The 20,920-nt window shown below is 63.2% G+C and carries 19 protein-coding genes; 18 read left to right on the top strand and 1 reads right to left on the bottom strand.

Features of this window, described 5'->3' with window-relative positions:
* Window positions 1-105 precede the first annotated feature (105 nt).
* Both QYC26_RS05575 and pbpC read left to right on the top strand, forming a co-directional pair.
* A complete protein-coding gene (locus QYC26_RS05575) occupies window positions 106-5,844 on the top strand; it encodes an alpha-2-macroglobulin family protein (protein ID WP_317514410.1) in 5,739 nt (1,912 codons plus the stop codon).
* 28 nt (window positions 5,845-5,872) lie between these two features.
* Entirely contained in the window at window positions 5,873-8,026 is a 2,154-nt protein-coding gene (pbpC, locus tag QYC26_RS05570) for a penicillin-binding protein 1C (RefSeq protein ID WP_317514999.1), read from the top strand.
* On the opposite strand, the gene QYC26_RS05565 is transcribed toward pbpC, so the two are convergent.
* Entirely contained in the window at window positions 8,013-9,518 is a 1,506-nt protein-coding gene (locus tag QYC26_RS05565; RefSeq protein WP_317514409.1) for a DUF389 domain-containing protein, read from the bottom strand. The genes pbpC and QYC26_RS05565 overlap by 14 nt on opposite strands.
* Before the next feature lie 81 nt (window positions 9,519-9,599).
* Between QYC26_RS05565 and nhaA the strand changes: the two genes are divergently transcribed.
* The 16 genes from nhaA to rpsQ all read left to right on the top strand — a co-directional run bounded on the left by nhaA (window position 9,600) and on the right by rpsQ (window position 20,865).
* The gene (gene nhaA / locus QYC26_RS05560; RefSeq protein WP_317514408.1) at window positions 9,600-10,889 is read left to right on the top strand and encodes a Na+/H+ antiporter NhaA; all 1,290 of its coding nucleotides are present in this window, start codon (window positions 9,600-9,602) and stop codon (window positions 10,887-10,889) included.
* Between the two features lie 271 nt (window positions 10,890-11,160).
* On the top strand, window positions 11,161-11,532 hold the full coding sequence (rpsL, locus tag QYC26_RS05555; RefSeq protein WP_317514407.1) for a 30S ribosomal protein S12: 372 nt from the start codon (window positions 11,161-11,163) through the stop codon (window positions 11,530-11,532).
* Window positions 11,533-11,548: 16 nt separating this feature from the next.
* A complete protein-coding gene (gene rpsG / locus QYC26_RS05550; protein ID WP_317514406.1) occupies window positions 11,549-12,019 on the top strand; it encodes a 30S ribosomal protein S7 in 471 nt (156 codons plus the stop codon).
* Window positions 12,020-12,067: 48 nt separating this feature from the next.
* On the top strand, window positions 12,068-14,161 hold the full coding sequence (gene fusA / locus QYC26_RS05545) for an elongation factor G (protein WP_317514405.1): 2,094 nt from the start codon (window positions 12,068-12,070) through the stop codon (window positions 14,159-14,161).
* A 50-nt stretch (window positions 14,162-14,211) separates the two neighbouring features.
* Window positions 14,212-15,402 carry an elongation factor Tu gene (gene tuf, locus QYC26_RS05540; RefSeq protein WP_317514404.1) on the top strand — a complete coding sequence of 397 codons (1,191 nt, stop codon included), beginning with the start codon at window positions 14,212-14,214 and terminating at the stop codon, window positions 15,400-15,402.
* Window positions 15,403-15,521: 119 nt separating this feature from the next.
* Window positions 15,522-15,833, top strand: a complete 312-nt coding sequence (rpsJ, locus tag QYC26_RS05535; RefSeq protein WP_147121161.1) for a 30S ribosomal protein S10 — start codon at window positions 15,522-15,524, stop codon at window positions 15,831-15,833.
* 157 nt (window positions 15,834-15,990) lie between these two features.
* Window positions 15,991-16,746, top strand: coding sequence for a 50S ribosomal protein L3 (rplC, locus tag QYC26_RS05530; protein WP_317514402.1), 756 nt, complete (start codon window positions 15,991-15,993; stop codon window positions 16,744-16,746).
* 3 nt (window positions 16,747-16,749) lie between these two features.
* A complete protein-coding gene (gene rplD / locus QYC26_RS05525; protein ID WP_317514401.1) occupies window positions 16,750-17,376 on the top strand; it encodes a 50S ribosomal protein L4 in 627 nt (208 codons plus the stop codon).
* The gene (locus QYC26_RS05520) at window positions 17,369-17,683 is read left to right on the top strand and encodes a 50S ribosomal protein L23 (protein WP_317514400.1); all 315 of its coding nucleotides are present in this window, start codon (window positions 17,369-17,371) and stop codon (window positions 17,681-17,683) included. Before rplD ends, QYC26_RS05520 begins: the two co-directional genes overlap by 8 nt.
* Before the next feature lie 10 nt (window positions 17,684-17,693).
* A complete protein-coding gene (rplB, locus tag QYC26_RS05515) occupies window positions 17,694-18,530 on the top strand; it encodes a 50S ribosomal protein L2 (RefSeq protein ID WP_317514399.1) in 837 nt (278 codons plus the stop codon).
* 3 nt (window positions 18,531-18,533) lie between these two features.
* Window positions 18,534-18,809 carry a 30S ribosomal protein S19 gene (rpsS, locus tag QYC26_RS05510; RefSeq protein ID WP_317514398.1) on the top strand — a complete coding sequence of 92 codons (276 nt, stop codon included), beginning with the start codon at window positions 18,534-18,536 and terminating at the stop codon, window positions 18,807-18,809.
* Window positions 18,809-19,186, top strand: coding sequence for a 50S ribosomal protein L22 (gene rplV / locus QYC26_RS05505; protein WP_317514397.1), 378 nt, complete (start codon window positions 18,809-18,811; stop codon window positions 19,184-19,186). Before rpsS ends, rplV begins: the two co-directional genes overlap by 1 nt.
* The gene (gene rpsC, locus QYC26_RS05500) at window positions 19,186-19,881 is read left to right on the top strand and encodes a 30S ribosomal protein S3 (RefSeq protein ID WP_317514396.1); all 696 of its coding nucleotides are present in this window, start codon (window positions 19,186-19,188) and stop codon (window positions 19,879-19,881) included. The genes rplV and rpsC overlap by 1 nt, the downstream gene beginning before the upstream one ends.
* A 61-nt stretch (window positions 19,882-19,942) precedes the next feature.
* Complete coding sequence (rplP, locus tag QYC26_RS05495) at window positions 19,943-20,365, top strand: 50S ribosomal protein L16 (protein WP_317514395.1); 423 nt, start codon at window positions 19,943-19,945, stop codon at window positions 20,363-20,365.
* An 11-nt stretch (window positions 20,366-20,376) separates the two neighbouring features.
* Window positions 20,377-20,586 (top strand): 50S ribosomal protein L29, encoded by a 210-nt coding sequence (gene rpmC / locus QYC26_RS05490; RefSeq protein WP_317514394.1) that lies wholly within the window; start codon window positions 20,377-20,379, stop codon window positions 20,584-20,586.
* Between the two features lie 12 nt (window positions 20,587-20,598).
* Window positions 20,599-20,865 (top strand): 30S ribosomal protein S17, encoded by a 267-nt coding sequence (gene rpsQ / locus QYC26_RS05485; RefSeq protein WP_317514393.1) that lies wholly within the window; start codon window positions 20,599-20,601, stop codon window positions 20,863-20,865.
* The last annotated feature ends 55 nt before the right edge of the window (window positions 20,866-20,920 follow it).

Here is a 20,920-nt window from a genome sequence, read left to right as displayed (position 1 = left end):
TCCGTAACAATTACGGGAATTGCAAGTTTTGCCAAAAAAACCCAATATTTGGCTGAATTTATTATCGCGGTGAATCAGCTCGCCCGTAGCTGAATGGAGATTTGAATGTTGAGTAAGGGTGTGCGCTTCGCGATTCTGGCGCTTGCACTTGCGCCGGTTGCCGCCTCGGGGGATCAGGCGCCGCAGGTGGAACTGGCGACACCCGGATCGGGCGATGGCGCGATCGAGCGGTTCACCATGCGCTTTTCGGCGGACATGGCGCCGCTTGGCGATCCGCGTGCCGCCGGCCCCGTGGCGGTTTCGTGCCCCATGGGCGGGGAGGGCCGTTGGATCGACACGCGCACCTTTGTCTGGGATTTCGAAAAGGCGCTGCCGGGCGGGGTGAGCTGCACCTTCAAGCTGAAGGACGGGCTGAAGACGCTGGCCGGGCAAGTGGTGGGCGGGCAGCGGAGCTTTACCGTCGACACCGGCGGACCATCGGTGCGCGCGGTGCTCCCCAATCGTTGGGACGATATCGAGGAGGACCAGCTTTTCCTCGTGGCCGCGAATGTGCGGCCTGATCCGGCCTCGGTGGCGCAGAACGGCTATTGTGCGGTGGACGGCGTTGGCGAGAAGATCGCGCTCGACGTTCTGGGGGCGGATGCGGTTGCCAAGGTGCTGAGCGGGCTTGGGCCCGACAGCTATGCCGTGACCAACTTCCTTGAACAGGCGGGGCTGCCGACGGCGATCCCATCGAGCGCGGCCGAACAGCAAAAGGCGTGGAGCACGATCACCGCGGTGAAATGCCGCCGCCCGCTGCCGGCCGGGCGCGACATGGCGCTGGTCTGGGGCCAGAATATCGAAGGCGCCGGGCGGCTGGCCGGGCGTGACCAGCGTTTCGACTTTACCGTGCGCAAGGAATTCGCGGCGCGCTTTGAATGCGCGCGGGTCAACCCGCAGGCCGGGTGTAACCCGGTCCAGAAGGCATGGGTGCGTTTCTCGGCACCGATCGCGACCGAGACGGCCAAGGCGATCCGGATCGAATTGCCCGATGGCAAGAAGATCAGCCCCAAGGTCGATAATAAGGGCGCGGCAACGGTGAGCGAAGTTGCGTTCGAGGCGCCGCTTCCCGCCGCGACCACGGCAAAGCTTGTTCTGCCCGAAGCGGTGAAGGACGAAAGCGGACGGGCGTTGACCAACCAGCAGCGTTTTCCGCTGGAGGTGCGCTTTGACGAAGCGCCCCCGCTGGTGAAGTTTTCCGCCGATTTCGGGATCATCGAGGCGCGCGAAGGCGGGGTGTTGCCGGTGACCGTGCGCAATGTTGAACCGGCGCTGCAGGGACGCAACCTGTCGGTGGGCGGCAATGCGCTGCGCGTCGACGGATCGGACGGGCAGATCGCCAAATGGCTGCGCGACATCGATGAAGCCGCCGAAAATGACCACCGCGCCGAAAAGCGCGGCGGTGAAGATGTGACCGTCAACTATACGGGCACGAAGGCGCTGATCGCGGGCAAGGGCGAGCCGCTCGACATCAAGCTGCCGGGCAAGGGCAAGGATTTCGAGGTGGTCGGAATCCCGCTCGGTAAGCCCGGATTTTATGTCGTCGAGCTGGCAAGCCCAAGGCTGGGCGAAGCGCTGCTGGGGCGCAAGGCGGTCCGCTATGTGACGGCGGGCGTACTCGTCACCAATATGAGCGTGCATTTCAAATGGGGGCGGGGCGCCTCGCTTGCGTGGGTGACCGCGCTCGACAGCGGCAAGCCGGTTGCCGGCGCGGATATACGCGTGACCGACAGCTGCAGCGGCAAGGCGCTGGCCACGGGCAAGAGCGATGGCGACGGCCGCGTGCTGCTGAAGGAACTGCCCGAACCCGAAACCTATGGCAGCTGCCGGAACGAGGACAGCGCGCACCCGCTGATGATATCTGCGCGCAAGGGCGATGATTTCAGCTTCACGCTTACCGATTGGGGCAAGGGCATCCGCCCCTATGATTTCGACCTGCCCTTTGGCTGGAGCGAAAACCGCGATCTGTTTCACACCGTGTTCGACCGCACGCTCATCCGTCAGGGCGAGACGGTCAACATGAAGCATGTCATGCGCAGCCCGGTGGCGGAGGGATTTCGCATGGCGGCCGCGTTCAACGGTGTGCTGAAGCTGAGCCACCGCGGATCGGGCACCGAATTCGAGCTGCCGCTTGTGATGGGCGCCGACGGCATCGGGGAAACGATGTGGACGGCGCCCAAGGGCGCGCCGATGGGCGATTATGATCTTGTCGTCCAGAAGGGCGACGAGACGATCTGGACCAGCCAGTCAGTGAAGGTGGATGAATTCCGCCTGCCGACGATGCGGGCGACGATTACCGGCCCCAAGGATGCGGCGGTGCGCCCCAAGCAGCTGCCGATAGACCTGTTCGTCGGTTATCTCTCGGGCGGCGGCGCGGCCAATCTGCCGGTGCGCGTGCGCACGGCTTTCACGCGTGGATATGACAGCGCCAAGGGCTGGGACGGCTGGCAATTCAACGGTCGCCCGGTCCAGGAAGGGACGGTGCCGCTGAACGGCGATGGCGAGGAAATCGAAAAGCCGCTGCCGCCCGCCCAGACAATCCCGGTCACGCTGAACGGAGAGGGGACGGCCAAGTCGACGATCGAGATTCCGGCGGTGATCGACACGATGACCGACATGGCGATCGAGATGGATTATGAGGACGCCAATGGCGAGATACTGACCGCCACGCGCCGCATACCGCTTTATCCCGCCGCGATCCGGGTCGGGATGAAGACCGATGGCTGGATGATGAAGGAAGACGATCTGCGGCTGAAGCTGGTTGCGCTCGATACGTCGGGCAAGCCGGTTGCGGGGCGGCGGATCGAGGTTGCGCTGTACAGCCGCGAGATACTTACGGCGCGGCGCCGACTGATCGGCGGTTTTTATGCCTATGACAACCAGGCGCGCACGACGAAGCTGAAGGAAGGCTGCTCGGTCAAGACCGATGCGCAGGGCCTTGCCGAATGCGCGCTCGATCCCGGCGTGTCGGGCGAGGTCTATGCCGTCGCCACGGTCGAGGATGATGACGGCAATATTGCCCGTGCGTCGACCTCGGTATGGCTGGCGGGGGAGGATGACTGGTGGTTCGGCGGCGACAATGGCGACCGGATGGACCTGATCCCCGAGCAGAAGGACTATAAGGCGGGCGATACCGCGCGCTTTCAGGTGCGCATGCCGTTCCGCGAGGCGACCGCGCTTGTCACGGTGGAGCGCGAGGGGGTGTTGTCGAGCTTTGTCACCACGCTGTCGGGCAAGGACCCGGTGGTCGAGGTGAAGATGCCGGGCAGCTATGCGCCCGATGTCTATGTTTCGGTGATGGCGGTGCGCGGCCGGGTGGGCGGTTTCAAGCTGTGGCTTGCCGATCTGGCGCGCCGTTGGAACCTGCCCTTCTTCTCGCGCGAGGGGGCGAGCCCCACCGCACTGGTTGATCTGGCCAAGCCGAGCTACCGATTGGGCATCGCCAAGGTTTCGGTCGGCTGGGAGGAATATCGCCTAGGTGTGAACGTGAAGGCCGACCGCGACAAATATTCGGTGCGCGACACCGCGCAGGTCGATGTGACGGTGAACCGCCCCGACGGCAAACCCGCAGCATCGGCCGAGATCGCGTTTGCGGCGGTGGATGAAGCGTTGCTGCAGCTTTCCCCGAATGACAGCTGGAAGATGCTCGACGCGATGATGGATGAGCGCCCGCTTTCGGTGCTGACCTCAACCGCGCAGACTCAGGTGGTTGGTAAGCGCCATTATGGCCGCAAGGCGGTGGAGGCCGGGGGCGGCGGGGGCGGTGATCTGTCCCAGCTAAACCGCGAGGATTTCCGCCCCGTTCTGTTGTGGAAAGGACGCGTCAAGCTCGATGCGCAGGGCAGGGCGCGGATCCCGGTGACGCTGTCGGATTCGCTTTCGTCCTTCCGCCTTGTCGCGATTGCGACCGATGGCCCCAATCTGTTCGGCACGGGCGAGACGACGGTGCGCACGGCGCAGGATCTGACGATCTTTTCGGGGCTGCCGCCCCTGGTGCGGACCGGCGATTATTACGGCGCCAGCTTTACGCTGCGCAACGCGTCGGACCGCGCGATGAAGGTGACGGCCACGGTGAAGGTGAACCCCGGCGTGGCCGTGGGCGCGCCGCTGACCGTGATGCTGCCGCCGGGCCGCGCCGCGCCGGTGACGTGGAACCTGCCCGCACCCGCCGGGGTCGACACGCTGGAATGGACCGTCGAGGCGAAGGCCGAAGACGGCCGCGCGGTCGACCGGCTGGTCGTGTCGCAGGATGTTGTGCCTGCGGTGCCCATCGAAACCTGGGCCGCGTCGCTCGTCCGCGTGAACGAAGGCGGCGTCCAACTGCCGATCACGGCACCCAAGGGCGCGCTTCCCAATATGGGCAGCGTCGATATCCGCCTGTCCGATACGCTGGCGCCGCCAATGGCGGGGGTGCGCGATTATATGGCCGCCTATCCCTATAGCTGTTTCGAACAGCAGCTTTCGCGCGCGATCGTGCTGGGCGATGCGGGGGCCTGGGGGCGGCTGGCGGGCGAATTGCCCGCCTATCTCGATAGTGACGGGCTGGTCCGCTACTTCCCGACCGAGCAGTTGCAGGGATCGGAGGCGCTGACCGCCTATGTCCTGTCGGTGACGGCGGAAATGGGCTGGCAGATCCCCGAAAGCGCCAAGGCGCGGATGGAGCGCGCGATGATGGCGGTGATCGACGGTCGCCTGACGCGCGAGGCGCAGTGGTCGGGCGATGACCGGCTGACCCGCATCGCCGCGCTGGCGGCACTCGCACGCAACGGCGCTGCGACCCCGCAGATGATCGGGCAGATCGGCCTTGCCCCGCAGGACATGCCGACCAATGTGCTGGCAGACTGGCTGGTGACGATCGACCGGACGCAAGGGCTGTCCAATGCCGGTCAGCTTTGGGCTGCGGCCGAACAGGTGCTGCGCCAGAGGCTGGTTTATGAAGGATCGCGTATCGACCTTACCGACAGCGGCACCGCCCCGTGGTGGATGATGTCGTCGGGCGACGAGATGGCCGTGAAGGCGCTGATCGCGACGATTGGGAAACCCGGCTGGCAAGATGATAGCGGCCGGATGATGATGGGCACGGCGATGCGCCAGCGTCGCGGCCATTGGGATACGACAACGGCCAATGCCTGGGGCGCCCTTGCGGTGCGCCGCTTTGCCGCTGCTTATCCCGCCACCGCGATTGCCGGGACGACGAGCGTCTCGCTCGGCGAACAGGCGCTCAGCCGTGGCTGGCCGCAAAAGGCGGATGCGGCGCCGCTGCGCCTGAAACTGCCCGCGGCCCAGGCGCCGCTGATCCTGAACCAATCGGGCGGGGCGGGGCCATGGGCGATGGTTTCGGTGCGGGCCGCGGTTCCGCTGACGCAGCCCCTGTCGGCCGGCTATAAGCTTGCCCGCAAGGTGGATGTGATCCAGCAGAAGGTGAAGGGCCGGCTGACGCGCGGCGATGTGCTGCGCGTGACGATTACCGTCGATGCCAGCGCGGAACGCAACTGGGTGGTTGTCAACGATCCGGTGCCGCCGGGCGGCACGATCATCGGCGGCCTGGGTGGGCAGTCCGCCATGCTCGCCGAAGAGGGCGGGGCGAATGCGCAGGGCGTTCAGCCCAGCTATGTCGAGCGCGGCAAGGATGCGTGGCGCGGTTATTTCGAATGGGTGCCGCGCGGCCAGTTCACCGTGTCCTATGCGGTGCGCCTGAACGGATCGGGCCGGTTCAGCTTGCCGCCGACGCGGGTGGAGGCGCTCTATTCGCCCGATATCCGCGCAGCGGTGCCGAACGCACCAGTAACGGTGGTGCTGCAGTGAGGCGAGGGAAGGACCGGTCTTGAAGGGCATGGCCGGGGTGAAGGCGATGTGGCAGCGCTGGCGACGCTGGCCGTGGAAGGTCCGGCTTGCGGCAGGCGGGGCTGGCACCGGTTTCGCGCTGTTCACCGCCGGATGGTTCGCCACCTTGCCCCCGCCCATGCCCGATTATGCGACGGTGCGGGGCGAATGGCGGCCGAGCGAGGCGTGGCTGTACGATCGCCACGGCGTGTTGATCGACAGCATGCGCGTGGATTTCGCCGCGCGGCGGCTGGATTGGACCCCGCTCGACAAGATCGCGCCGATTGTGGGCGAAACGCTGATGGCATCCGAGGATCGCCGGTTCATGCAGCACCGCGGCGTCGACTGGTTCGCGATGGCGGGATCGGTGCGTGCGCGTTTTCAGGGCAACCGCCCGCGCGGCGCCAGTACGATCTCCATGCAGTTGGCGGGCTTTCTGGCGCCCGCGCTTCAGGCACCCGGCACGCGCGGCTGGCGGGACAAGGCGCGCCAGATGCGCGCGGCGTGGATGATCGAAAACCGCTGGAGCAAGGACGAGATTTTGGAGGCCTATCTGAACCTTGCCGGGTTCAGGGGGGAAGCGCAGGGGATCGGGGCGGCGGCGCTGGGCCTGTTCGGCAAGACGCCGGATGCCTTGTCGCAAACCGATGCAAGGCTGCTTGCGGCGTTGCTCCCGCGCCCACGCGCCGGGCCGCAGGAACTGGGGCGGCGCGCCTGCGCGCTTGCGGGGGCCGGGGAATGCCCGGCGATCCGGGCCGCGGCTATCGACATGCTCGGCCCGGTGCGACGGTTGGCGCTCGATCCCGGCCTGGCGCCGCATCTGTCTCAGCGGCTTTTGACCGAGGCGGGCATGAAGGTGACGACGACGCTCGATGCCCGCACCCAGCGGATCGCCGCTGGCGCGCTCGTTCGCCAGTTGCAGGGCTTGGGGAGCGACCGCGCGCGCGACGGTGCTGTTGTCGTTGTCGACAACGCCAGCGGCGATGTTCTGGCCTATGTCGGCGGGGTGGGCGGTGGATCGACCGCGCCGGCGGTGGACGGCGCCAATGCGTATCGGCAGGCAGGTTCGACGCTCAAGCCCTTCCTCTATGCGCAGGCGCTGGAGCACGGTTATCTCACCGCCGCGTCGATCCTTGATGACAGCCCGGTTCAGCTCGATACGGCATCGGGCCTGTACGTGCCGCAAAATTACGATCGCGATTTCAAGGGGCCAGTGTCGGTCCGTAGCGCCTTGGCGGGATCGCTCAACGTGCCCGCCGTGCGCACGCTGCTGTTGACCGGGGTCGACAGTTTCCGCGACCGGCTGTGGGACAGCGGCTATCACGGGCTGACCGAGGACGGCCAATATTACGGCTTCTCGCTCGCGCTCGGTTCGGCCGAGGTGACGTTGATGGAGCAGGCGGCGGCCTTCCGGGCGTTGGCGCTGGGGGGGAATTGGTCCCCCATCCGTCTGAAGCCCGATGAAAAGCGCGAAAAGCCGCGACCCGTCTATACCCCGCAGGCCAGCTGGATCGTCGCCGACATGATGGCCGACCCCGACGCCCGCGCCCGCGCCTTCGGGCTCGACAGCGCACTGCGCCTTCCGTTCTGGGCGGCGGTGAAGACCGGCACCTCAAAGGCGATGCGCGACAATTGGTGCATCGGCTTTTCCGATCGGTTCACCGTGGCGGTCTGGATCGGCAATCTCGAGGGCGATTCCATGCGCGCGGTTTCGGGGACCAGCGGGGCAGCACCTGTGTGGCGCGACGTGATGCGCGCGCTCCATGCCGACCAACCGGGCCGTGCACCAGCGATGCCCAGCGGGGTCGAGACGCGGCGTGTGGCTTTTGCGGGGGGCATTGAACCGGCGCGGACCGAATTTTTCCTGCGCGGCACCGGGCAGGCGCTGATGGGAACTGCACCCGCCACGGCACGCCGCCCCCGGATCGTCAGCCCGGTTGCGGGCAGCGTCTATGCGATCGATCCGGATATTCCGATCGATCGCCAGCGCATGGCGGTACAGGTGACGGGCGAAGTGACCGGGCACCGCCTTGTGCTCGATCGGCGCGATCTGGGGGCGGCCGATGCGCGCCCCCTTGTGCTTGCCGGGCCGGGATCGCACCGGCTGCAACTGATCGATCCGGCGGGCAAACCGGTCGACAGCCTTATGTTCACGGTTCGCTGACGGGTGCGGGAATAAGCCAGCGCAGTTCGGGGTTTCCCTGCGCCGCTTCTGCACGAACACCCTTTTCGGTCAGTGCGGCGATGATGGCGTCCCGGGTTGCTGTCGGGCCGGATACGCCGACGGGCAGGTTCAGCCGGGCGGCTGCCCATGCAACCACTGCGACTGCCGACTCATCGGGCTTGCCTTCGCGCACCGGCATATCGGGAAGCGGAGCCGCAGGCGGGATCAGCGCGATTTTCCAGTCTGGCTCGGTCGCCGCCACCCGCTGTTCAAGCGTGTAGTAGGTGGCAAGGCCCGCGCCTGGCAGCGGCGTTGCCGTGACGAAGGCACGCTTCTTTTGTTGATCGACAAGGACGGCATCGGGGCTGACGCCGCTGACCAGCGCGAGGCGGGCGGCGACATCGCTGATCTTCTGTTCCTGCAAGCGCTGTTGATCGCTCGTCTGCGCCTGGGCGATTTGTGCAGCCTCGGCAGCGCCGGTACCGGCGTTGATGCGGATTTGCTGAAGGGACACTTCGACAGGGCGGTGGAATAGCTGGGTCAGGGTCGTGGTGACATGGCGTTCCGCAGCGCCCTGATATTCGGGGGTCAGCATCGTCGCGGAAACGCGGAGGGGTTCTGCGCCAAAATCGAAGTCGACCTGACTGATCCGCGCCCTTGCCGGAAAATTGCTGCTGATGACGTCGCGCGCCTGCCGTGATGCGACCGCCTCCCACGCGATCTGGCGCAGGGTGATGCCGAGCGGCACCGCAAGCACAAGCAACAGGCCGAGGATGACGGCCGACTGGATCAGCGTTTGCTTGGGCGAAAGGCGCGGTCCGAAACCATAGAGCCGTGCCATGACGGCGGCCGATACCGCGATGGTCACGAAGTTGGTGATGAACAGCAGGAGCGCGCCCGAAAATACCGTGCCGTTCCAGGTGGCAAGGCCGAAGCCGACCACCGCAAGCGGGGGCATCAACGCGGTGGCGATCGCCACGCCAACCACGGTGCCGGCGCGGGCGCGGATCATCGCATAGGCACCTGCCAGCGCCGAAAACAGCGCAACCACAAGATCGAACAGGTTGGGCCGCGTCCGCGCCGCGATTTCACTTGTGACATTCTGCAGCGGCGAGAGCGCAACGACCAGCGCGCAGAAGAGCACGGCGAGCAACGTGCCGCCGGCAAGCGCGCTCAAGGTTCGACGGATTTCGGCGGCATCGAACGTCGCCAGCGCGAAGCCCAGTCCGATGATTGGCCCCATGAGCGGGGAAATGAGCATTGCCCCGATGACAACTGCCGGGGAGGAGAGCAGCAGACCGAGAACCGCGATGCCAGCGGACATGAGAATCATGAAGGCATAGCGCGCGTCCCAGCCAGCTTCCTCGCGCACCTTGGCGAGAATTTCTTCATGCTCGACGCTCTTGATCACGTTGATCCGCCACCAGCGGCGGATGAGCATGGGAAGGTCGCCGGAGCGCGGGCTGGGGCGGGCGGCGTCGGTTTCGGTCATCAATTGTCCCTTCGCGGCAGGCTTTGCACCGGCCTTAAAGTGTTTTCACCACGGCCTCCAGCCGTTAGGAGTTGGGGGGACATGGTAAATCGACTGGACAGACAACGAGTTCGTACGCGTTCGGCGCTGCGGGCATTTCTGGAAAATGAGGCTGCAGGCGGTATCGTCCTGATGGTTGCGGCCGCAGTTGCGATGGTGATCGCGAACAGCCCGCTTGCCGACGCCTACCACCATCTATTGCATGCAGAGACCGGCCCGGTGCTCAGCGACAAGCTGGGGCCGATGACGGTGCATCTGTGGATCAATGATGCGTTGATGGCGGTGTTCTTCTTTCTGGTGGGCCTCGAGATCAAGCGCGAGTTCGTCGACGGCCGCCTTGCAAGCTGGGAACAGCGGCGCCTTCCGGTGATTGCCGCCGCCGCGGGCATGGGGGTTCCGGCGCTCATCTATCTGGCCTTTGCCGGGGGGACGGCGGGTCTGTCGAACGGCTGGGCGATTCCGGCGGCGACCGACATTGCCTTTGCGATCGGTGTGCTGGCGCTGCTCGGCAGCCGCGCGCCGACCTCGCTCAAACTGTTCCTCACCACCGTGGCGATTGTCGACGATATGGGCGCGGTCGCGATCATCGCGGTGGCCTATACGGCGAGCATCAACGGTGCGGCGCTGTTTGCCGCGGCGGCCATTCTGGGCGTGATGTATGTCATGAACCGCAGTGGCGTGCGCGTGTTGTGGCCGTATATTACCGGCTTTGTCCTGCTGTGGCTGGCGGTGCTGCTGTCCGGCGTCCATGCCACCATTGCGGGCGTGCTTGCCGCAATGACGATCCCGATCATCCAGACGCCGGGGCAGCCCGATGCCGAAGACTCACCGCTTCACCGGCTTGAACACGGGCTTCAGCCCTGGGTGGCCTTTGCGATCGTGCCGGTGTTTGGTTTTGCGAATGCCGGCGTTTCGCTTGAGGGCGTGGGCATCGAGCAGCTTCTCGCGCCCTTGCCGCTGGGGATCGCGGCGGGGCTGTTCTTCGGCAAGCAGATCGGCATTTTCGCCAGCATCTGGCTGGCCGTGAAACTGGGTGTCGGATCGCGGTTGCGCGGTGCTACCTGGCTCCAGGTATACGGCGTTGCGCTGCTGTGTGGAATCGGCTTCACGATGAGCCTGTTCATCGGGGCGCTGGCTTTCCCGGGGCAACCCGAGCTGATCGATCAGGCCAAGCTGGGCGTGTTGCTGGGTTCGCTCCTTTCCGCGTTGGGCGGGCTTGCAGTGCTGCGCTTTGCCGCGCTTCATCCCGAGCACGCGGCCGAAGAAAGCGCGCAGGATGCCGAAATCGAGCGCGACGGCGACGTTCGAACCATCGAATGGAAGACGCACTGACAGGCGAGGGGGGTGGGGGTTCGGCCCTGCAATTTCGGGCATTCGAATCCCATTGACCCCCTTCGACTCCAGCGTTATAGGCCGCCCCTGCTTAAGAAAAGGATGCCGGATTCTCGTCCGGGTCAAACGCCTTTCCTCGGGCTGAACATAGAGCTTGAACATTGCTGATGCGTGTGAAGGCCTGGGGGGCCAGTAAATGGTCGCCAAGGTCTCTTTTTTGCATTTTTGATAGCGCAGGCTTTGGCAAAGTAACTTAGAAGGTGAAGGCTTCATGCCAACAATCAATCAGCTGATCCGCAAGGGTCGCGAACCGCAGAAGGCCAAGTCAAAGGTCCCTGCAATGGATGCGAACCCGCAAAAGCGTGGCGTTTGCACCCGCGTTTATACGACGACCCCGAAAAAGCCGAACTCGGCACTTCGTAAGGTGGCAAAGGTTCGTCTGACGAACCAGCGCGAAGTCATCACTTACATCCCCGGTGAAGGCCATAACCTTCAGGAGCACTCGGTAGTGCTGATCCGTGGCGGCCGCGTACGCGACCTTCCCGGTGTCCGTTACCACGTTCTTCGCGGCGTGCTCGACACGCAGGGTGTCAAGGATCGCAAGAAGAGCCGTTCGAAGTACGGCGCGAAGCGTCCCAAGTAAGAAGGTAGGCTGAGACATGTCACGTCGTCGTCGTCCCGAGAAGCGGGAAATCTTGCCTGATCCGAAGTTCGGAGATCAGGTTCTTTCGAAATTCATGAACAGCGTGATGCAGGACGGCAAGAAGGCCGTCGCTGAAGGCATCGTCTATGGCGCGCTCGACACCGTCGAAGCGAAGGCCAAGAAGGATCCCATCGGCGTTTTCCATGACGCGCTGAACAATGTGAAGCCGGGCATCGAAGTGCGCAGCCGCCGCGTCGGTGGTGCGACCTACCAGGTTCCGGTTGAAGTGCGCACCGAGCGCGCCCAGGCGCTGGCCATTCGTTGGCTGATCGCTGCCGCGCGTGCCCGTTCGGAAAACACCATGTCGGCCCGCCTTTCGGGTGAGCTGCTGGATGCTGCGAACAATCGCGGTAACGCCGTGAAGAAGCGCGAAGATACGCATCGCATGGCCGAAGCGAACCGCGCCTTCTCGCACTACCGCTGGTAATAATAAGCCGGGTGGCAGCAATGCCACCCGGCCATGGAGTTTAAGATCATGGCACGCAGCCATCCGCTCTCGCGGTACCGCAATATCGGCATTATGGCGCACATCGACGCTGGCAAGACCACGACGACTGAGCGCATTCTTTATTACACCGGCAAGTCGCACAAGATCGGCGAGACCCATGAGGGTACCGCGACGATGGACTGGATGGAGCAGGAGCAGGAGCGTGGCATCACGATCACCTCCGCTGCTACGACGTGCTTCTGGCGCGGTGATGATGGCAAGGGTGAAGAACACCGCATCAACATCATCGACACGCCCGGTCACGTGGACTTCACCATCGAAGTGGAGCGTTCGCTTCGCGTTCTCGACGGTGCGGTCGCTGCGTTCGACGGTGTTGCCGGCGTTGAGCCGCAGTCGGAAACCGTGTGGCGTCAGGCTGAAAAGTATCACGTGCCCCGCATGTGCTACGTCAACAAGCTCGACCGCACCGGTGCGAACTTCCTGCGTTGCGTGGACATGATCAAGGATCGTCTGGGCGCCCGCCCGGCGGTTCTCTATCTTCCCGTCGGCATCGAGGGTGGCTTCAAGGGTCTGGTCGATCTGGTGCACAACCGCGCCATCATCTGGCTCGATGAATCGCTGGGCGCGAAGTTCGAATATCGCGACATTCCCGAAGACATGGCTGACGAAGCCGCTCAGTTCCGTTCGGAGCTGATCGAAATGGCCGTCGAGCAAGACGACGCCGCCATGGAAGCCTATCTGGAAGGCAATGAGCCCGACGTCGCGACGCTGAAGAAGCTGCTCCGCAAGGGTACGCTCAACTTCTCGTTCGTTCCGGTTCTCTGCGGCTCGTCGTTCAAGAACAAGGGTGTTCAGCCCCTGCTCGACGCCGTTGTCGACTATCTGCCGTCGCCGCTCGACATTCCGGCGGTCCAGGGCGTCAAGCTCGACGGCGAAACCCCCGACGAACGTCCGGCGGACGACGCTGCGCCGATGTCGGCGCTCGCGTTCAAGATCATGAACGACCCGTTCGTCGGCTCGCTCACCTTCGCGCGCATCTATTCGGGCAAGCTCGAAAAGGGCTCGGTCCTGAACTCGGTGAAGGAAAAGAAGGAAAAGATCGGCCGTATGCTCCTCATGCATGCGAACAGCCGTGAAGACGTCGAAGAAGCGTTCGCTGGCGACATCGTCGCAATTGCGGGCCTGAAGGAAACGACGACTGGTGACACGCTGTGTGCATCGTCGGCGCCGATCATCCTCGAGCGTATGGAATTCCCTGAGCCGGTTATCGAGCTTTCGGTGGAACCCAAGACCAAGGCCGACCAGGAAAAGATGGGCCTCGCGCTCAACCGCCTGGCTGCTGAAGATCCGTCGTTCCGCGTGTCGACCGACCATGAATCGGGCCAGACGATCATCAAGGGCATGGGTGAACTTCACCTCGAAATCCTTGTCGATCGCATGAAGCGCGAATTCAAGGTCGAAGCGAATGTCGGTGCGCCGCAGGTGGCTTATCGCGAATATCTCGCGAAGAAGGTCGATCTCGACTACACCCACAAGAAGCAGTCGGGTGGTTCGGGTCAGTTCGGTCGCGTCAAGGTGACGGTTGTCCCCGGCGAGCGCGGTTCGGGCTTCCAGTTCTTCGACGAGATCAAGGGCGGTAACATCCCCCGCGAATATATTCCTTCGGTCGAGAAGGGCATGCGCGAAACGGCTGAAACCGGCTCGCTCATCGGCTTCCCGATCATCGACTTCGAAGTTCACCTGACGGACGGCGCGTACCACGACGTCGACTCGTCGGCGCTGGCATTCGAAATCGCAGGCCGTGGCGCGATGCGCGAAGCGGCACAAAAGGCCGGCATCAAGCTCCTCGAGCCGATGATGAAGGTTGAGGTTGTAACGCCCGAAGACTATCTGGGCGATGTTATCGGTGACATGAACTCCCGTCGTGGGCAGATTCAGGGCACTGACAGCCGCGGCAACGCGCAGGTTGTTGAAGCAATCGTCCCGCTGGCCAACATGTTTGGCTATGTGAACCAGCTCCGCTCGTTCACGCAGGGTCGTGCGCAGTACACCATGCAGTTCTCGCATTACGACGAAGTCCCGGCGAACGTCGCCGAGGAAGTAAAGGCGAAGCTCGCCTGATTTTAAATTTGAGCCATTGAGCTTGGGACAGAAAGACGAGGGTTATATAAATGGCGAAAGCTAAGTTTGAGCGGACCAAACCGCACTGCAACATCGGCACCATCGGTCACGTTGACCATGGCAAGACGTCGCTCACCGCGGCGATTACGAAGGTTCTCGCTGAAACCGGCGGCGCCACCTTCGTTGACTATGCAAACATCGACAAGGCTCCGGAAGAGCGCGAGCGTGGCATCACCATCTCGACCAGCCACGTCGAGTATGAAACCGAAAACCGTCACTACGCACACGTCGACTGCCCGGGTCACGCTGACTATGTGAAGAACATGATCACCGGCGCGGCCCAGATGGACGGCGCGATCCTCGTGGTGAACGCTGCTGACGGTCCGATGCCGCAGACCCGCGAGCACATCCTGCTCGCGCGTCAGGTTGGCGTTCCCGCACTGGTCGTCTTCCTCAACAAGGTCGACCAGGTTGACGACGAAGAACTGCTTGAACTCGTCGAACTCGAAGTTCGCGAACTGCTTTCGTCGTACGACTTCCCGGGTGACGACATCCCCGTCGTTCGCGGTTCGGCACTCGCCGCTCTTGAAGACAGCAACGCAGCCATCGGCCGCGACGCCGTTCTGAAGCTGATGCAGGAAGTCGACAACTACATCCCGCAGCCCGAGCGTCCGGTTGACAAGCCCTTCCTGATGCCGATCGAAGACGTGTTCTCGATCTCGGGTCGTGGTACGGTTGTGACCGGTCGTGTCGAAACCGGCATCGTCAAGGTTGGTGAAGAAGTCGAAATCGTCGGCATCCGCGACACCAAGAAGACGACCGTCACCGGCGTTGAAATGTTCCGCAAGCTGCTCGACGAAGGTCGTGCAGGCGACAACATCGGCGCGCTGATCCGTGGCGTCGGCCGTGAAGACGTTGAGCGTGGCCAGGTTCTCGCAAAGCCGGGTTCGATCACCCCGCACACCGAGTTCTCGGCAGAAGTCTACGTCCTGTCGAAGGACGAAGGTGGCCGTCACACGCCGTTCTTCGCGAACTATCGTCCGCAGTTCTACTTCCGTACCACGGACGTGACCGGCGAAGTGATCCTCCCCGAAGGCACCGAAATGGTGATGCCGGGCGACAACATCACCCTCTCGGTGAAGCTGATCGCTCCGATCGCTATGGATCCGGGTCTTCGCTTCGCAATCCGTGAAGGCGGTCGTACCGTCGGCGCAGGGGTTGTCGGAACGATCACAAAGTAATATAGGCACCTCCGCCGCCCGATTCTCCCTGGGGGAATCGGGCGGCTCGCCTTTTCATATGATTTGGTGAATCCTTCCTTCGGGGGGGATTTTTTGGCTCTTTCGCATCGGTAGTGGAAATGGAAACGCAGAATATCCGCATTCGCCTGAAGGCGTTCGATCATCGTGTGCTCGATCAGGCAACCGGCGACATCGCCGAAACGGCTCGCCGTACCGGTGCCCTTATCCGTGGTCCCATTCCTCTTCCGACGCGCATCGAGAAGTTTACGGTGAACCGCGGTCCGCACATCGACAAGAAGTCGCGCGAGCAGTTCGAAGTCCGCACGTACAAGCGTCTGCTTGATATCGTGCAGCCGACGCCCCAGACGGTTGATGCGCTGATGAAGCTCGACCTCGCCGCTGGCGTGAACGTCGAGATCAAGCTGGCCTGAGCCGGCACGAGATTTAGGGATACCGCGCGGTAACGCCGCGGTCTGCGTCCCCCGCTCTCCCTTTCACGGGATTGGCCCAAGCGGGGGCTCGTATCAAAATTTGGGCTAGCACGCCCACGGAATGGTTCCGTGGGCCTCTGTATAAGGAGCATTGATCATGCGCACTGGCGTGATCGCTAAGAAAATCGGGATGACCCGCCTCTTCCAGGACGATGGCCGCCACGTGCCCGTCACCGTCCTGTCGCTGGAAGGCTGCCAGGTCGTTGCGCGCCGTGAAACGGAGCGCGACGGCTATGTTGCTGTTCAGCTGGGTGCGGGTTCCGCGAAGGCGAAAAACGTATCGAAGCCCGTTCGCGGGCATTTTGCCAAGAACGAAGTTGAGCTGAAGGCGCGCGTCGCCGAGTTCCGCGTGTCGGAAGACGCGCTGCTCGATGTCGGCGCCGAGATTTCGGCCGACCATTTCGTTCCGGGTCAGCTTGTTGACATCGCCGGTCAGACCCAGGGTAAGGGTTTTGCCGGTGCTATGAAGCGCTGGGGCTTCGGTGGTATGCGTGCATCGCACGGCGTGTCCATCACCCACCGTGCCCATGGTTCGACGGGTAACCGTCAGGATCCGGGCCGCGTCTTCAAGAACAAGAAGATGGCAGGTCACATGGGTGACCGTCAGCGCACCCAGCAGAACCTTGAAGTCGTCTCGACCGATGTCGAGCGTGGCCTCATCTTCGTGAAGGGCTCGGTGCCCGGCTCGAAGGGCGCCTGGCTCCTCGTCAAGGACGCCGTCAAGGTCTCGCGTCATGGCGAAGCTCCTTATCCGGCAAGCCTGAAGGCTGCCAATTCCAACAACGACGCTCCCGCGGAAACTCCGGCTGAAGCCGCTGCTCCCGTCGAAGCGACCGAAGGCCAGGAGGGCTAAGCCGTGAAGGTCAAGGTTCAAACCCTCGACGCCAAGGGCAACGGCGAAATCGAACTCAAGGACGAAATCTTCGGTCTTGAGCCGCGCGCCGACATTCTGCACCGCGTCATCACCTGGCAGCTGGAAAAGCGTCGTGGCACGGCTCGCGGAACCCGCGAACGTAGCGATGTCGCACGCACCGGCAAGAAGTTCGGTCGCCAGAAGGGCGGCGGTACGGCTCGTCACGGCGATCGCCGCGCTCCCGTCTTCATCGGCGGTGGTAAGGCTCACGGTGCCCGCGTTCGCGACTTCAACCCGTCGCTGAACAAGAAGATCCGTACGCTCGGCCTCAAAATGGCTCTGTCGTCGAAGGCGCAGGCCGGTCAGTTGGTCATCATGGACAGCATCGCTGTTCAGGACGGCAAGACCAAGGCGCTTGCGGCTGATCTCGCCAAGCTCGGCTTCGGCAAGACCGCGCTCGTGATCGACGGCGACGCCGTTGAGAACAGCTTCGCACTCGCATCGGCCAACCTGCACGCCGTAAACGTGCTCCCGGCAATCGGCGCGAATGTGTACGACATTCTGAAGCACGACACGCTGGTGCTGACCCGCGCCGCTGTTGAAAAGCTGGAGGCCCGTTTCAATGGCTAAAAAGCAGGCAACCGCGATCGACAACCGTCACTTCGACGTCGTTGTTGCGCCCGTCATCACCGAAAAGTCGACCCTCCTGTCCGAGCACAACGCAGTTGTGTTCAAGGTGGCGAACGACGCATCGAAGCCGCAGATCAAGGCGGCCGTCGAAGCGCTGTTCGACGTCAAGGTCACCGGCGTGAACACGCTGGTCGCCAAGGGCAAGACGAAGCGCTGGAAGGGCAAGCCCTACCGTCGCTCCGACGTGAAGAAGGCGATCGTGACGCTGGCCGAAGGTCAGTCGATCGACGTCACCACCGGGATCTGAGGGCAGATAGATGGCACTCAAGCAGTATAACCCGACGAGCCCGGCCCGCCGTGGCCTGATCCTCGTCGACCGTTCGGGCCTGTTCAAGGGGCGCCCCGTAAAGGCGCTTACCGAAGGCAAGAGCAAGACCGGTGGCCGCAACAACAAGGGCCATATCACCTCGCGTGGTATCGCTGGCGGTCACAAGCAGAAGTATCGCATCATCGACTTCAAGCGTCGTAAATGGGATATGCCGGCGACCGTGGAACGGATCGAATATGATCCCAACCGCACCGCATTCATCGCGCTTGTGAAGTATGAAGACGGTGAACTGGCATATATCATCGCGCCGCAGCGTCTGGGCGTTGGCGACGTTGTCGTCGCCGGCAAGAAGACCGACGTGAAGCCGGGCAACGCGATGGAACTGGGTCAGATGCCGGTCGGCACCATTGTCCACAACGTGGAAATGAAGCCGGGCAAGGGCGGTCAGATCGCCCGTTCGGCAGGCACCTATGTCCAGGTCGTTGGTCGTGACAGCGGTCTCGTGATCGTTCGCCTGAACTCGGGCGAGCAGCGCTACATTCGTGGCGAGTGCATGGGCACGGTTGGCGCGGTTTCGAACCCCGACAACTCGAACCAGAACCTCGCAAAGGCCGGCCGCAATCGCTGGCTCGGCAAGCGCCCGCTGACGCGTGGTGTTGCGAAGAACCCGGTCGACCACCCGCACGGCGGTGGTGAAGGCCGGACCTCGGGCGGTCGCCATCCGGTGACGCCGTGGGGCAAGCCGACCAAGGGTGCGCGCACCCGTCACAACAAGGCGACGGACAAGATGATTATCCGTTCGCGTCACGCGAAGAAGAAGAGGTAAGCCATGGCCCGTTCCGTTTGGAAAGGTCCGTTCGTCGACCTGCACCTGCTGAAGAAGGCCGAAACCGCACAGGATGCCGGCGGCCGCGCTCCGATCAAGACCTGGTCGCGCCGTTCCACCATCCTGCCGCAGTTCGTTGGTCTGACCTTCAACGTCTACAACGGCCGCAAGTTCGTTCCCGTCACGGTGAACGAGGACATGGTCGGCATGAAGCTTGGTGAATTCGCGCCCACGCGCTTTTTCCCCGGCCACGCCGCGGACAAGAAGGGTAAGCGCTAATGAGCAAGCAAGCAGCGCCCCGCAAGGTAGGCGAAAAGGAAGCGCTGGCCGTGAACACCAATGTTCGCGGTTCGGCGCAGAAGCTGAACCTCGTCGCCGGTCTGATCCGTGGCAAGAAGGCCTCGGACGCTCTCAACATCCTCGCCTTCTCGAAGAAGGCGATGGCTGTGGACGTCCGCAAGGTCCTCGCCAGCGCGATCGCGAACGCCGAGAACAACCACAACCTCGACGTCGACGCGCTGGTCGTCGCCGAAGCGAGCGTTGGCAAGAGCATCACGATGAAGCGTTTCCACGCCCGCGCCCGCGGCCGTTCGACGCGTATTCTGAAGCCCTTCAGCCGCGTGCGTATCGTGGTTCGTGAGCAGGAAGAAGCATAATGGGTCAGAAGAGCAATCCGATCGGACTCCGTCTCCAGATCAACCGGACCTGGGACAGCCGCTGGTTCGCAGAAGGCGCCGACTATGGTCGGCTCCTCCTGGAGGATCTGAAGATCCGTAAGTACATCCTGAAGGAGCTGCCGCAGGCAGCCATCTCGAAGGTTGTGATCGAGCGTCCCGCCAAGCTGTGCCGCGTTTCCATCTATGCCGCACGCCCGGGCGTGATCATCGGCAAGAAGGGCGCCGACATCGAAAAGCTTCGCAAGAAGCTGAGCGCGATGACGTCGTCGGACGTGAGCCTGAACATCGTCGAAATCCGCAAGCCGGAAATCGACTCCAAGCTCGTCGCACAGTCGGTCGCCGACCAGCTCGAGCGTCGCGTTGCTTTCCGTCGCGCCATGAAGCGTGCGGTTCAGTCGGCGCTTCGTCTGGGTGCGGAAGGTATCCGTATCACCTGTGGCGGTCGTCTCGGCGGTGCGGAAATCGCGCGCGTTGAGTGGTATCGTGAAGGCCGTGTGCCGCTGCACACCCTGCGTGCAAACGTGGACTACGCAGAGGCCGAAGCCCACACCGCCTATGGCGTGTGCGGCATCAAGGTCTGGATTTTCAAGGGTGAAATCCTTGGCCATGATCCCATGGCTCAGGACCGGCTCATGATGGAAGCTCAAACCTCGGGGGTCCGGCCCGCGCGGTAAGGCTCTCGAGCCTACCAGCACGGCCTGATCGACCGATTAACGGTGTCAGAAGGCGAAAAACATGCTGCAACCCAAGAAAACCAAGTTCCGCAAGGCGTTTAAGGGCCGTATCCACGGCGACGCCAAGGGCGGCACGACGCTCAACTTCGGTGCGTTCGGTCTCAAGGCTCTCGAGCCTGAGCGGATCACCGCCCGCCAGATCGAAGCGGCTCGCCGCGCGATCACCCGCCACATCCGCCGTCAGGGCCGTTTGTGGATCCGCGTATTCCCCGACGTGCCGGTTTCGAAGAAGCCTGCAGAAGTCCGTCAGGGTAAGGGTAAGGGTTCCAACGAATATTGGGCAGCTCGCGTAAAGCCGGGCCGCATCCTGTTCGAACTGGACGGCGTACCCGGTCCGCTGGCTCGCGTTGCTTTCGAGCGCGCGATGGAAAAGCTGCCGATCAAGACGAAGGTGGTCGCCCGCCTTGGTGAATCGGTGCACTGAGGAATAGCGAGATGGCCAAGAAAGACGATCTCAAGGTGAAAACCGACGACCAGCTGAGCGAAGAACTGACCACGCTGAAGCGCGAGCAGTTCAACCTTCGCTTCCAGGCTGCAACTAATCAGCTTGAAAAGCCGTCGCGGATGCGCGAAGTGCGCCGCACTATCGCTCAGATCAAGACGCTTCAGACCGCGCGTGCGCGCGACGCTGCGGCGAAGGCATAAGGAAGTATAGTCATGCCGAAGCGCGTGCTGACGGGGACGGTCGTTTCCGACAAGACCGACAAGACGGTGGTGGTGAAGGTAGAGCGCCGGGTTAAGCACCCGCTCTACGGTAAGATCATCCGTCGTTCGAAGAAGTACCACGCCCACGACGAGGCGAATGCCTTCAAGGAAGGCGAGACCGTGCGTATCGAAGAGACCGCACCGATCTCGAAGCTGAAGTCGTGGAAGGTCATTGAGCGCGTGGATGCCCACAGCGCTCCTCAGACCACCGAGGGCTGATTTAGTTACAACGGAACTCCCGGAGTATTCCGGAAAGCCAAGTAAGAAGGAACGG

Origin of the sequence: Sphingomonas sp. C3-2 (genome assembly GCF_033025475.1) — a bacterium.
Taxonomy (GTDB): domain Bacteria; phylum Pseudomonadota; class Alphaproteobacteria; order Sphingomonadales; family Sphingomonadaceae; genus Sphingobium_A.
The sequence above is the reverse complement of the archived record's forward strand: the minus strand, read 5'-3'. Positions and strand labels throughout refer to the sequence as shown.